The sequence below is a fragment of the Flavobacterium sp. FlaQc-49 genome (genome assembly GCF_044005985.1).
GTDB classification, from domain to species: domain Bacteria; phylum Bacteroidota; class Bacteroidia; order Flavobacteriales; family Flavobacteriaceae; genus Flavobacterium; species Flavobacterium cupriresistens.
In genome coordinates this window covers 705,652-721,010 of sequence record NZ_JBIPCS010000002.1, presented here as the reverse complement: position 1 = coordinate 721,010, position 15,359 = coordinate 705,652, and the positions used below count along the sequence as shown (strand labels likewise).

General features: G+C 35.2%; 5 protein-coding genes. All 5 read right to left on the bottom strand.

Going from position 1 to position 15,359, the window contains the following annotated elements; all coding sequences use genetic code 11:
- Position 1: 1 nt before the first annotated feature.
- Complete coding sequence (locus tag ACHRV3_RS06345; protein WP_395433682.1) at positions 2-7,429, bottom strand: hypothetical protein; 7,428 nt, start codon at positions 7,427-7,429, stop codon at positions 2-4.
- Positions 7,430-8,735: 1,306 nt separating this feature from the next.
- A complete protein-coding gene (locus ACHRV3_RS06340) occupies positions 8,736-9,227 on the bottom strand; it encodes a hypothetical protein (RefSeq protein WP_395433681.1) in 492 nt (163 codons plus the stop codon).
- A 4-nt stretch (positions 9,228-9,231) separates the two neighbouring features.
- On the bottom strand, positions 9,232-12,627 hold the full coding sequence (locus ACHRV3_RS06335) for a hypothetical protein (RefSeq protein ID WP_395433680.1): 3,396 nt from the start codon (positions 12,625-12,627) through the stop codon (positions 9,232-9,234).
- Positions 12,627-14,816 (bottom strand): hypothetical protein, encoded by a 2,190-nt coding sequence (locus tag ACHRV3_RS06330; protein ID WP_395433679.1) that lies wholly within the window; start codon positions 14,814-14,816, stop codon positions 12,627-12,629. The genes ACHRV3_RS06335 and ACHRV3_RS06330 overlap by 1 nt, the downstream gene beginning before the upstream one ends.
- Positions 14,817-14,844: 28 nt before the next feature.
- Positions 14,845-15,345: a hypothetical protein gene (locus tag ACHRV3_RS06325; RefSeq protein ID WP_395433678.1), complete on the bottom strand. Its 501-nt coding sequence runs from the start codon at positions 15,343-15,345 to the stop codon at positions 14,845-14,847.
- Positions 15,346-15,359: the final 14 nt, after the last annotated feature.

Below are 15,359 nucleotides of genomic sequence, written 5' to 3'. Positions count from 1 at the left end.
TTTAAAGATTTATATTTTCTGATTTTAATGCTGAGCCTAAGTTTAACTGTAGGTCTTGTTTGTCAGCAGATTTAGTCAAGGGTGTTCCGTCGGTATTCCAGATTCTGTAATCAAATGCAATATCCAGTGGCGTTTTTGGAATAACCTTACTAGCATGCATGATCAGTACCTGTGAATAATCTTTGGAGTACAGTACATGGTAATCCTTCTTTTTAGTATATACTTTCCCGCTACTGTTCTGTGTAATATCTACAACTGCGATGGTGTCTTTGATTTCTTTCAATGGCATTTTTGGAATATTGAACGGCTCCGGATTACGAATTAAAAGGGCTACAATCGTATTGGTAGTAGTATCAATAATTTTATTTACCTCGGTACTTTGAGCCGGATCAAGAGGAGACATTTTCAAGATTCCCTGGATTGCACGATCAAACGAATGCTGGTATTTTAAGATAAGAGGGTCACTCAAAGTCTCAGGACTATTCGAGATTACACCATATAAAGCGTTAATTTGATCCGGAACTAAAGCAAGATTGATGTCATATAATGCCTGGTGTGATGGATCATCATTTAAATAATAACTTTTTATCTGTTCTTTAAAATCTTTGAAACGAGAGGTCTGGAACCCGAATTGATGTACCAATACATTTTTACTCTTGCTGACATTTTCTTTTTTCGTGTCATCAAAGAAGTTATTTACTAAAACCGTATAAAGCTTAGAAGGTTTTAAATTAGTTAAGACGGCATTATAACCATAAGACTTCGGTTTTATAGCTTCTCCAATTGTAATTTGACATTGCATTACAGGATTTCCGACGGTAGGGATTTCATTGGCAGGACTTCCTTTGATAAGATTTCTCAGTAATTGAATGCCCACGGGAATTCTCGGATCATTATCATCAACCCATTCTGTTTTAGCTTCATCTGGCATTGGGTAGGTTGTGATTTCATCTTTAAACGGATATTCAATAAGAACATCTGTAAGAGGATCTTTGATAACAAGATTTATTGCTCCGGCAATTGCATTATCGTTACTGCCATATTGCTCCCAATTTTTAAACAAATGATAGACATAAGGATTTGAGAAAAATAGCGATATCTTACATTGTTCATTTCCGTAGAAAACAGGTTTAGATTGTAATAAACTTCCATCAGCATAAGGGTAAGAACGGTTATAATCGATGTACTGTCTTAACGAAGTCAGCGGTGATTTAGACAATTCGGTCAGCTCATTTTTTACCGGTGCTTTTTCACCCTCAGCAAGTATCGGATCCGGAACAGGGTAGTGTCCAACTGGACCTAAGGTTTTAAAACCATAATAATAGTTAAAGTCTGTTGTTTTATCATTATTTACTGTATCTGTTAAGACAAAGTTTAAGTAATATGTTGTGTTAGGTCTCCAGATTGGCTGAACAGTCTCTTGTATCGCTTTTTCCATGGCTTTGTTATCCTTTCTAATCTCCTCGATCTGTGGAATAGTGGTGTTGTGGAAATAACTTTCTTTACTCAGCCATTTCACACTATGGAGATATGTGGCATAATCTAACTCAGGATCCTCTACACCATTTCCTCCATTGTTACAAATGGTATCATTGACCGTAATTATTTTAGAATTCCTGACTCCTCTGTTATAATCCAACTGTTGTGCAGCTGCCAGTGCTGTTAAAAGTGTCGTTTCAGTTGTTAAAACAGAAGCAGAAATAGTTACATCAACAGTTTCTTCAGGATACAAAGTGCAATTCTCAAACTGATCGGTAAACAAGGAGACATAAGCCCCTTTTTCATTCGGTTTAGAAGAGAGCATTATAATTTCGTTCGCAGTAGATGCTTTTTGAATATCAATAATCGATGTGTTATCTTTCTCATCTGTCTTATCTCTTCTTGAAATTAATCGGGTAAGCTTTAATTCTGAGTTGAATACAAACAAATGTTTTTCGCTATAGGCAAAAACAGAACTATTGTTGATGGCCTTGTCAGTTAAATAAACGGCAGAATCAAAAACGGTATCGTGTTTCACAATAGTTACTGAATTTTCTGCAATTTGAGCTAAACCAAATTTTTCGTTGGAGAATTTAACCGTAACAAAAGCTTCCCCGTTTACAAGTGCCGCATCAATAATTTCAGAAATGGCAGTATCCGAAAGTACTTTTGTGTCGGTTACAACAATTGAATATGGAGCAGTATCCAGGCGGAAACGGATAATTTTTTTATCTTTTGTAACCAAACTAAATTCAGTAGCATTATGCTGAAGAAGTTTAATTGCGGCTGCATTAATTTTTACACGTTGCACCAAGGTACGATCGTTTCCTTTTACCCAATTGATCTGAGTTTCGTTTTCTACAGTGTTGATCCAAAGCAATTCATCGTTAGCCAACGGTACTACTTTATTAAAACCTAGAGAATAATTGTTCAGATATTGTACACCGGAATGTAAATTCAAGTCTTCATCAAATTCAGCAAGCGCCATTGCCGCAATTGGCGATTGACAGCCTACAACAAAATCAAGATCGATAATGGCTTCCCCGATTGTTTTGCATTGCGCAGCATTCAGAGCCAAGGTTACCAACAAATTGTCGTTTACCACCTGCATTGACGTAACAGCACCATTTACAAAACGTTCTCTGATTATAGTACCATCCGGATTGATCTGTAACAGAATAGTGGTGGCACTATTCGCTTTCGGATGGAACGATACAACATAGGCGTCCTTGTACTTAATCACTTTGTCAAATACATAAGCGTTTTTTCCGCTGTATCCGTAATATTGTGTGAAAGTAAGCGTACTTGGTGTTCCCGTTGCCAGATCATCATTTCCTGCATCAGCTTTTAAGGTTTTTAATTCAGCCAATAACGTATTGTAAAGCGGGATGTTACCCGGTAAATTGATTGAAACGTTACCTCCTTCGCTGTTATAGCTATCCGTAAATAATTTGGCGATCTCATTTCTGATTTCATAAATACGTTTTCCCTTAGCAGATAAAGGAACGATTACAATCTTATCTATTTTTGTTTTTGAAAGAGGGTTCTCTTCTTCGCTAAATAATTTTATCGGTTGTAGCAATTCAGCTTTAGTATAGATCAGACTATTTTCAATCGTTCCATCTTTAGCTTTTCTCAAATTAATAGGTTCGTAAACAGCTGATTTTGCTCCTGCTACAAGAACAGTTGTAAAGGCTTTAATCATGACCTCTTTCGCTTGAGTGGTTATTTCTAAAGTTGGCTCGACAGCAGATTGTGGGAAAATAACTTCCAGCTGATTTTTATTTTGAAAGGATAAAGATCTTCTGTACCTGTGTGGATTTCTCTTTCCGGTGATGTGCATGAAATCACCATTTGCAACTTTATTTTTTTCCACAATTTCCGGAGTATCTCCAATCAATTTAAAAAATAATCCGTTGATCTTTTCTGCTTCGTACTGGGTAGGAACATAATAGCGCTGCCCAATTAGTTTGTTGCGGAAATCAGTAGACTCCTCTTCGATACTCTGCGATTGACAGAATAATTTAGAAGGTGTAATTCCGAATTGCTCAGGAATATGCCATCCAGGTTCTCCGCCACTTAAAAAAGAGAATGGATTGGTTGCTAAAACACGAATACTGTCATATTGGTCAATTGCTTTTTGCCATTGTGCCCAAGGTAAATCCTTAACAGAATTTCGGGCTTCTGTCGTATTTTTGACAACTGCTTCAAAAGGATGGTATTCTTCCCAGGCAACACCATTCCAAAATTTTATTCCAATAGATTCAATTGCATATTGATGTTTAACCTGACGTAACGGCCTGCCGGCTATCTTTTCGATTGGAGGCATCATATCGGTATAATTTTTAGCATCGCCTGTGTAACCTCCGATTTTTGCAGAAAGTTCTTTGTTAGGCAGCAAGCCTTTTGCCATTTTAATATCGATATAAGTATCTAACGGAATTATATTTTGAATGGCGCCTTCAGTAGGTTCACTATTGAAATAATGAAGTGGGAACGCCTGATTTGTTAACATATGAACTCCTTTCACATTTTCCAGTGTTCTATTGTCAGCTCCGTCTCCATGGGTTCCCATAGGAAGTGGACTATACGGCGTTGTATCAATAATTCGGTTAATATCCCATTGAAGTTCAACTGTGAACCTCTTGCGAACTCTGAAAGGGCCAATCTTAACACGTACGCTTAGATCCAGTCTGGCATAAATTAAGAAGGGTTTAAAGGATTCAACCGAGAATATGGTATCTAAAACAATTTCTATGTTAATGATCCAAAGTTTAATTTGAATTCCTCCTCCGGCACTGATATAACCACCCATTTGAGGACGTTTGAAAGAAATTTTTCCGCCTAATTTCAGATAAGCCCATAATCGGACTCTTGCCGGACCGAACCTTTGCTCTACGTTAAAATCCAATTGGGCACCCGCTTCAATTCCTTGGGCAGAAATCATAATAAAGGCCCTGGCAGTAAACATCTTAAAAATTCTCGCTGTAATAGGGGCTTTTTCAGATCCGATATTGACATACCATGGTCTTTGATTTTTAAAGAAAAACCCTGCTTCTAATAAGGCTTGAAGCTGAAAAATTTCTCCACTGTCTTTAGGAATACTAAAATCGGCACCGGCAGCTAATTCTAAGGAATCGTCACCAAATGCTACCATAGCAAAGAAAGGTGGGTTGCTAGGATCATCTTCAATAAGTCCTAATCGTCCTGCGACCACATTTAATCCTGCTTCAATATAGAATAGAGTAGGCAGCGATAATAATAACATGGCTCTTAGTGATAATACATGTCCACCATCAGCAACGGTTCCAAATGTGGCTCCGGCACCAATAGAGAATGGTGAATTGTATTGCATAGAATCAGGTGGCCCGCTGAATTTTCCAACATTTATTCCCGGCTTAGGAGTTTTGTAAAACGAGTACCAGGAATCGTCTTTTGTTAACCCCGCAGCTTCTTTGGTGGCAACATATCGGAATCCTAATAAACCTCTGAAAGCAGAAATAGCAATAAATCCAAGCGGAATAGGAGTAGGCAGTTCAATGTGAGCGTCTATTAAAAATGCCGGATATTTAGGCATGAAACGCATATCTACGCCTCCCGAAATTTTTGCTTGTGGAAGTTTTAAAGAAACCTTCCCTTTAAACTCTTGATCCACACCAGGATCAGGAAGAGTCAACATTCCATTGATAATAGCGACGGCAGTTTCTTCTGTCGCTGTTCCCGGAATCATCAAATCCACCTCGATGGTTTGAATTCTTAAGAAACTGTCTTTGTGACCTTCTTCTGTACAATAATAATATTTTACACCCTCACCACGAGCATCAACTCCAAGAGGATTGATACTGATGGCTCCGTCAAATCCCCAAAAGTTGTATTTACGACCATTAATTTGGGTAGCGCCAAAGTTAATGTTAGACACACTCATTTTTACAGGACCAAGATTTAAAGAAATATTCAGCGGAATCGGAATACTTCCACCTTCAAGTTCGATATTTCCATCACTGTAAATACGAAGTTTCTCCAGAATAATCTTCTGGTCTCCCATAAGACTTTTCATTGTTTTATTTAGGAAAGATACCTCACATCCCGTTCCGATGTAATAATCATCGTCTTCCTTTCCTAGTTCGAAACTGTTAAATTTAAAATTCACAAAATCAAACAAGGTAGCTTCCGGACCACCTGCTTTAGGGAATGATGCCGTAAGATTAAAGTCGCCATCATCGTACAAGTGACCTTCGACCCCTACTTGTATCGGTTGACCCGCTTTAGTAGGATGGTTGGATGGATATTTGAATTTATTAATTTCTAATGCACCTTTTATGTTGGAACCAATTACCTTGTTTTGTTTGAACGAAATGTCAAATTTGTTGAAACCGACTTTGAAACCTTTGCTTTTAGATCCAATGGTTTTCCAAAGGGTATTATCGTATAATTCCGAGAGGAAGTTTTGGTACTCTTTAGGACCGGTAAAAATATAGGTTGTTGAAGGTTCAACAGTACTTGAACCTATTGAAGGAAGTGTTGTTAACGATAAAGGATACTCAAAAGCATAAGGTACACCCTTACTGTTTAATTTTTGTAAAAAGACAAGTAGAGATTGATAATCAGCAATTTCTTTTTTGTTTACCACATCACTTTCATCGTTTTTTTCAAACATAGTGATCGGGTAATTGAAATTGAACTTGTCGTTAAAATAATTAAATGCCCCCTTTGTACTTGGAACGGTCTCCAGATAAATGTTTCCGGAAAGACCACCTGAACCTACTAATAAATCAGAAGCACCAATTCTTAATGTTGGAGTTGTGTTTTCTGGATTTTCTTCCAGGTTATGAAACCATTTTGAAGGCAAAGTAACCGAAACTGCACGAGCATATACTCCGACAAAATCAGCAGGACGCCCATCAGCATCAGCCTCGGGGATATTTGTTTTTTTACTTAAATCAACTTTTAAACTATCCAATTGGAGTATTAAACCCGTGTTGGCAATCATGGCATAATTTGGTGCCTGTAACGAACCACCCAGTTCAAGTTGATAACCAATTCCGGCTTCAGTATCAGCATACAATTGTGCTTTACCAAATACAAACATTGACTTTTCGCTGCCATCGCCGTATGGAGAACCGTCTCCATAAACTGGTCTTAAAATGTTTCGGGGGAATTCAATACCGGCACTCAGGGCCAAAGAGGCTTTGGCTTTGGGTGTGATAATTTTTTTAATATAAGCTTCGATACCATCGGGAGCAATGATCGCATAGAACTCCTGTAGTTTTTGTTTCGTTTCGTTTAAATCGGATCTTAAAATGTAAACCGCAAACAATACTAATGAAGCCGATTCTGTAAGCGCTGTATTGTTTTCAATGAGTGTAATTACAGTAGAAATGGATGGTTCGACACCCTCAGGGAATTTTAATTTTTGTTCTCCGGAAAGATTCTGAAGTGTATTAATATCTTCTAAAAGCTGTTCGAATTTGGTTCTTCCTGTCTCAGCCTCGACAAAAATGTTCAGCATGTGGGCTACAACTTGCACTTCACTAATGCGGAAAACTTGTAAACCTACAGTATAAAAATCCTGTACAGAGAAAGAGAAATTGCTTGAACTGAACGTTTTCAGGAAAGCTAGAATTTCCCATTGATACTCTAAAGTAATTGGAAAAGAGGAGATCGAAGTATCTTCGATAAGATTTGGATTTAGTACAAGGCCTAAATCAAATGGCAAAGGAAGAGCCAGTTTTTTGCTCGTTACAATATCAAGACTATAAAAAGCGGAATCACCACGATATCCTTTTGAGTATTGCAGGTTTTTATAATGTATCTTATCAAAAATGGAATTTAGACCGTTTTCGACAAATGACAAAAACTCGGGTAAATCATCTACAGTGATTATCTCAGATAATCGCGGATAATACCTCGGCGTAGGAACCGGAACCGCTGGAATTGGATTAGTTGGCATATTCTAATTTGTTTTTGACTTTAATTTTGTTCGTATGTTGTAGGATTAAATTCGGGTTGCTGCAACCAAATAAAGCATTCAAAGAAGCAATCCATTATTTGGATTGCGATCGATGGGTTTGCTACTTTTTTGTTTTAAATAATAGCCCAAAAAAACAGTTGAATTGGATCAGTTGCGAAGTCTTTTTCCCTTTTGATAGTGTAAAGGTGAGCCTAAATTTAGACTTTAAAGAATTTGTGCTTAGCGCTCTGACATTGCTGTTCTATGACTTTACAAGGTTGTAAAGCAAACGGATATTGTTGAGGTTGGGAGTATACTTTTTGAAGACTAATTAAAGAGAGAAGACCTCTGTAGTTTTAAGTTTTGGGATGGTATCGTCTCTACCTTTTTTAAGGAATTGGTTGAAAGGAACAATGCACGAGAGACGGTTGTACTTGAGGGAATAGTTGCTAGTATAAGACGATTTTTAAAAGTAATTCCGGTATCGTCTATCTAAATACAATTGTTGACGCATCTTGCTGCACCTATTTAAACTGTTTTTCTTTAATTTCTGCTCTTGCAGTTGTAGTTATCTGTGGCAAGATACCCACAATTTCCAATCTTTAGGATGTAGTGAAAAGTCCAGTTATCGACTATTATTTTACTTTGTTTTTTCACCCATTCGTAACAATTGAAAAGTTCCAATCGGCCGATTATTTTTTGATGTGTTGTTACTTTAATTCGATTGTGATTTTGGCTCATTTTTGGAGTAGTTTTTTTGGATTTTAAATATGTACAGGCGTTTAATGAGCTCATAAAAGGGATCGCCATCGCTATCCTGGCGAATCTTGGTGTTCAGATAAGCAAGTTTTAGTAAATGCATTCCTCTAACCAAAATGAGTTGCTTAAAAATGGATTAGTGGCATGACAATGGGGTTTTATTTTACAATGTTGTAAAACAAACGTATACCAGGTAAGTCTGACTTTAGAAAAAGTCAAATAGAGTAGGGGAACTTATGGTTATGAGGTGCCAAAAAGGGGGGCTATAAATCTAATTTTTTTCAAGTTTTTTTAGATTGTTTTTTTTTGGAGAGAAGAGTAAGTGGTAAAATACCTCTCAAAGATTTTTGTCTTTGAGAGGTGTTTTAGATTTTGTGCTCAATCTGGATACACGATTTAAGAAGTGTAAATAAGTTGTGTATAATCAGAGATATTTGTAAACTTTTTAGAAGAATATTTTTGGAGCCATACAACAACCATGATAAAAGGGAACATTTTAGAGTGGTGTCATAAATTCTCTTTTTTGTTTTTAAATTTATATACCTCTTTATTTAACATAAACTATGTTAGGTTGATTGATGTATATCGAATGTTGCAAAGCTGTTTTTAAAAGCCCCATATAATGAGCTAATGATTCTCCATCACTTTCAGAAAAATCGTTTTCAAATATTCCGTAAAATCTTAAAAATGTAGTGGTACTATCATGTAAATTGATAAAATTTGATATACCTCCATATTGATTTAATAGATCTTGCTTTTCATTATTCAGAGCGGGTATTAAATCATCTTTTATAAAAGCGATAGCTTCTTGTATTTCAGAAACTACAAAATGGGCTTCTTGGTTATCGGATGTCAAATTACCTTCGGGTAAATCATAATCTACTCTATACGTCCATTCTGACAGAGTAGCATCAAATAATTTTTTAGCCTTTACTATATCTAATTGTACAGCATAATACATACACAACGCAAAAGTGCCTAAATCAAAATGAATTTCTTCATCATTATATTCAAAAAATATTGCTCTTGATCTTACCATGGTTTTAAAATTTATTTTTTAGTGATTGATATGAACTTTCTATTAAAATATCTTTAGTAGTATTAAGCGTTTCCGGATGTATTTTTAGAAATTCATCGATATTATAATCAGGTTTTATTTTTAATCTAAATACTGAAGGCAATTCACTTTCTTTAATTCCGGTCCTTAAATTAGTGTAAGTTATTTCTGCTCTAAATGCATTATTTTTAATTTTAGATGGCAAGTTATTTAATGCAGGAGTATTTAAAATATAATTTTTAAGATCAATACCTTCGTCTGGCAAGTCTCTCATGTATTGCACTAATTTTATTTTATCTTTCCCAAACTTATGCTGATCTGAACCTAACTTCATACTAATTATTTTATCAATTTTACCAGTACTGGTATCAATTAATAGTCCATCTAATTCCTGCACAGTTTTGGGAGTAATTTTTACATTTTTAATATCGTAAAATGCAAGATCAACACCCAAATATACATTTTCAGTACTACTTACGGTTTTTTTTAGAAATGGTATTGCAGGTATTTCTACTAATTCGCCATTAGACCAGCGACCACCATTAGCCAAAAAACTGACTGCTTTCACTTTTTTTGTTGGATCTGTAATCAAACTTGCTCCGTCAGAACTGTTGATTATTTTAATTTTACCTGCTTCTAATGGGACTTGTAATTGTGTTATAGTTTTATTATCAAGGTTGTTTATTAACCAAAAGTCTTTGTTATTTTGTAACATTAATCTTTTGACTCCATCTACGTTTATTATTTCAATTATTTTTTCAGGATTTTCGACAAATCTATTAAAATAAATCCCTTCTTCATTTACAAATGTATCTAAAAACCAAGCTCTACTATTAATTTTTGCTCTTTCTAAAATTTCTCGTGCCGGAATTTCAGTGTAATACTTTTTATAAGCATTTGTTCTAGCAGTATTTGAAATAAAAGATATCTCATTTCGTTCTATTACGTTTAACTGTTTTAAGGTTTCCCAATTGTCAAGAGTACTTGTTTTGTTTAAAGAGTTCCAAAATTTAGTTTCAACATCTTTTATCTGACCAAAATCTCTATAGAAAGCTCTTTTTAGGTCATCATTATAGTTGGCATATCTAGTTGTTATTACATTTATGTTTTCAAGTTGAGGTAATGTCGATAATTTTGTTTCAAAAGAAACTACATCTTTAGCCTTTTCACCAAGAAGTGTTTGCATTACAGATTTTATTTCTGCAGGCATAGCAATTGTTCCGGCGGCATCGATCAAAGCATACTCAGCTGCAGACGCTGCTTTATATCTACAATAAATAGTTCCTCCGCCAAATGCTAAAGCAATATAGAGGAAGGCTTTATTTGTCTCTTCACGTGCTTTTCTTTGTTCTTCTGTGGGTAATAATGTAGCATTATATTGACCCAAAGCATATATTGTTGAGGCTGTAATTGACGTCGTAAATGAACCAGCTTCAAGGCCTGTCCAGACTAAAACCTCTTCTGATGCAATTAGTTCTCCACCTAAAGCAGCACGAATTTTTGTAAAATACTTTAAATGTTGTAAATGTTTTAGTTGCGTAATACCTCCAAAAGTAAAAAACAGGACAACTTCTATTCCAATGGTTACAGCTAATGCTATTTTAGTATCAATTTTTAATAGTCTTTTATAATCATCTGAATAGTAAAACAAAAATGCAGGAATTGGTTGGTTATTTGGCAATAATGTTCTATCGTCTGTTTGATGTCCAAGAAGCGTTATTGATTGATATAAATGATATTGAGTAGGAATTGATTCATTTTTATCTAAACTTGGAGCGTCTCCTAAATAATGGCCATCACTACCCAAGTATAAATTGGTAGTACTAACTTTTTTATTAATAGTTACTAGTTCTTTTTTTAGTGTTTTATCAGTTATGTAATTTATCCACGTATTAGTTTGTAATGGCATTGCTTCATCACCAGAGTTGACAGATGAAATTCTGCCACATTCTAGAACTATTGATTTTAAATGACCATCTTGATGTTTATAATAATTATTTCCATCTGTAAAAAAGAAAGATTCTGTATTTACATCATCAGATGCATTAAGCAAATTATATTTTGATACTTTCCATAATTCATAAATACCATAAATAAATGCCATTCTATTTGTCTTTTCATCTGCAATCCAACTCGCAATTGGTATTCTTTGGATTCTAGCATCATCTAACATGTGAAATAAACAATCAAAATTTGTATTTACACCATTCTCCATTTTTAGTAGAAAATCTAAAAAATCATTTGCTTGATTTTGTACTACAGATAAGATCAACCTTACAATAAACTGCTCTTCAGTTTCTGTAATATTTCTTATTTTTATAAAAAACAATAATGTTTTTTTTATAATCTGAATTGGCAATGCAGAAAGAGCATTAATAGGAAGTACTTCTAGTAAATATTCGTATTTTATTTCTTGGGGAAATGTTGATAATGTATGTGGTATTTTATAGGTTTTGTTGTAGAAACTTACTAGTGCAATGTAATAATATTCTAAATCTGAATAAGATGGTTGCTTGTTAAACATTGGAGATAAAGTACTTCTATGTGGTAAAGTAGAAGTAGAATCATAATAATATCCCCAACTTTTTTTCAATAAAAACAACATTTGCTCAAGATCAGATAATTTGCTTAAATCGGGATCAATATCATTGGCGGTAGCTTCTAAAACTGCTTCAGAGGTACTATTTATCAATAAATTTGGAAATATATCTTTGACGATTTCTCTAATTTTAAAAATAATCAGTATGGTTATTTTTTTTAACTTTCGCTTGTCATAATTGCTAGAATGTTGATCAATAAAATCACCTAAGTTTTTAGCATAAAAATGATAACCTGGCGTATTTATTTGACTTGTGACATCAATAGTTGATGAAGTAAAGTTAAGAGGCAATCTTAATTTATAGTCAATTTTTTCAAAACCTTCTGTTGTTGATTCGGCATAACTTCTAATTCCTTTTTTATCTATAGTACTTTCAATAGTAAAATTGTATTTTTTTCGATCATAAAATAGATTGTAAGGTGCATCAAAATTGGTAACATTGACAGAAATGGAGTTTCCTGCTTTAGCAATAAATTTATCAAAATTGAACTTATGCTTATAAATCATATCGTTTCCAAGAGGAATATCTGGGCCAGTATTTTCAATATATTTTAAAAATTGTTTTTCGTCGTAAAAGCCGTCGATTAAATCGGATCTTTTTCTGTCAGCCGTTTTAAACTTTGACTTATTATAAAAAACATATTTTTTTGAAACAGTATTTTTTTGGTTATTAATTGTTTTATGTGTGAATTCAATTAAAAAACCTTCAATATCGAACCTGATATTATTGAAATCATCGGTAAGCATTACTGGTATGCCTGATTTGTATAAAAGTACTACCATTATTCTATTTCTTTATTTATAATTAAATATGTGCTTTCTAATTCTTGTTCTGGCATATACTCACTATACCCCTTACTAAAATGATAGTATCGATCAATTGAATACACAAAAACAGGACTTTCTGGTTCAGACAATTCATTTTTGCCTTCAGTGTTCTCCGCTACGATTGCGACTTTGTATTTCTGATATTTGATGTTCTCCGGAGAAACCAATTCATTTCCATCTGCAAAAAGATCAATTAAAAACAGACGAGGATTCTTTTTGTCGCCGGTGATTAATGTTTTGATGCTATTGTTTTCATCCTGGGTTAATCCGAGAATAATTTTGTTTGGGGTAGAACCATCTAAGGTTTTTAGTTGCAGTCCTGTAATGGTTTGGGTACTGTCGGTAAACAATTTCAAATCATAGTAATAAGGCTCCGGTAGCTCATAAGTTTTAGTCTTTGTTACTGTGCCACTTGCAGAAGCTGTTGTTTTCGTATCCGGAGTTGTGCTTCCGGTGGCAGAGATGGCATTGTTCATCACATCGCCGGCTTCAGTAAGATAGGTTACACGCTCAACGACAGGCTTTTCGGTAATTCCGGTTTCAATCACATCATTTACAGTCAGCGTCTGTACTATCGAAATGCCTTGTTGCTTTTTATCGTAAAAGGCATTGACAATGTTCAGTTTTTCAGAAGTCATTCTCGAATAACTTTTATCACCGCTTAGGGTTAATAAAGGCTCCGAATGGATCAAACTAAAGACATCATCAAAAAAGTTAGTCTGTCCGTATAAAATGACAAGACCTCCATTTTCATCTTGTGTTGTTCCGGCGGTGTACAGACTCACTTTTCCGTGATAAAGTAAGATACTTAGTGCAGCAATATTTTTGCCTTGCACAGCAGGAGTAGTAAGCTGAATTGTTGAAGTCAGGTCACCATAATTCCCTTCTTCATCAGGTGGTAATCGCAGACCATCGGCATTAATAAAATTGTCTTTTTGAGCATTGGCAACTTTGGCGATCTGTCCGTAAAAAGCAGCATTATTATTGTTGTCGGTTGAAAGTTGGAAATAAAGACTATTAGTTGCAACTGTGTTGGCTTGTGTTTGGTCGTTGATCAAAACAGGCCAGTCAAATGTACCATAAGTACTTTCAGTCATCGGAACAACTTTTGTTGTCGGATCAGCTAATAATCCTGTTTTAAGGTTTCCAGTTCCCTCTTTGATTTTGTAGTTTTCGTAGAAATCATAACTGCGCGTTCGATCGCTCTGGATATAAACGTACCAGTTGTTTTTGGTGTAAAAGTTACTGATGATACTATTGTAAATTTCAGTACCCTTTTTACTAGTTTGTGCTCCGGCTGAAACAATACTTACCGTATTTTCGGGAACAAACAAACCATAGAAAGCAGCAATATCAATAAATTGTGTGCTTTGTTCGCGCTCTAATTTTTGTTTGTAAGGAGTTGTTCCTGTAACGGTGATCGTAGCAAATGGTTTACGAGCATACCCTAAATCAAAAACAAATTCTCCATTATCAAAATTATGCTGATAATCTCCGTAATTTAAGACAACGTCAATTCCACATTCTCCGGATGCAAAATTCCCCAGTGATTTTCCGATATCAATTAACGGTAATTCAAAGTTGTTTTTTTCGGTAAGATTACCATTGACATCTTTAAATTCAGATTCTTTAAAAAACAAACTGGAAAGCAAAGTACTGTCCGGAATTGCTGAGTCAAAACCGATATGTTTGGCAAGAAAGGCAGGAGGTGGAATTGGTGTGGTGGTGTCCCCGATTTTTTCCACACGACCTTCATGAAAAGCGATAAAGTCTTCGTTTATTTTAGTGATAAAATCAGAGTTTACAGCTTTGTTGTGGGGAATAATTTTGGGTTCAGAATCTGTTGTAAAGAAATCAGTTCTTTGCAAACCTCTATAGACAAAATACTTTACATTCAATCCCGGAAATGGCTGTTTGTAAGGGCGAAGTACAAGGTTTACTTTGTCGGTAGCCGCTCCGGTTTCCGGATTGATTTGTGGCTGAATCAAAACAACTCCTTTACAAATGGAATATGCTTTTTTGGGAGCGTTTAAAGTAAATTGAGAAGTTAGGTTGAATTTGGGGCTTGAGAGCGGACCAAAAGCTTGTTGCTGACTTTGCGTAAAGCCTCCTGACTCCACGAAAAAATGAGACTGTGCTGACATATTGTGAGGTGTTATTTTAAAAGTTTATCTATTGAAACCACAAAGGCTTGTAAATTTTGTAGACGAATCTTATGACTAGAAAGAGTACTACTATAAAGAGCAGTCTCCCCAGCCAGATTTGTAGTTTTTGCCAGGAAGTCAAATGATTGACAAATTTTGTCGTTCGGATTGTTTGTACCTCTGTTTCTTTTATTTGCTGTGATTTCCAGCGGGCGTAGAGTTCCTGCTCTTTCAGTTCACAGTCTATGGCGAGTTTATTGTTATCGAGACGAACCTTTGGGCTTTTTAAAGTGCGCCCCGGTTCGGCCTGAGTAACATTCTTAAAAACGACTTTCCCGTTTTGGCATTCTAACAATGCTTTGAAGGAACTGCTGTCTTTTTGAATTTTAAAAAAAGTATCGTGTACCGTTTCTTTAAGGGTTATGATTTTTGTTTTTTCTTCACTCAGAACTGGCTTCGGGCTCTTGCACGAAACCAGCACTAAGATTGAAAAAAACAAAAAAACAGTGCGGTTTAGTTTTTGGGTCATGTTGTGGTTTGGGT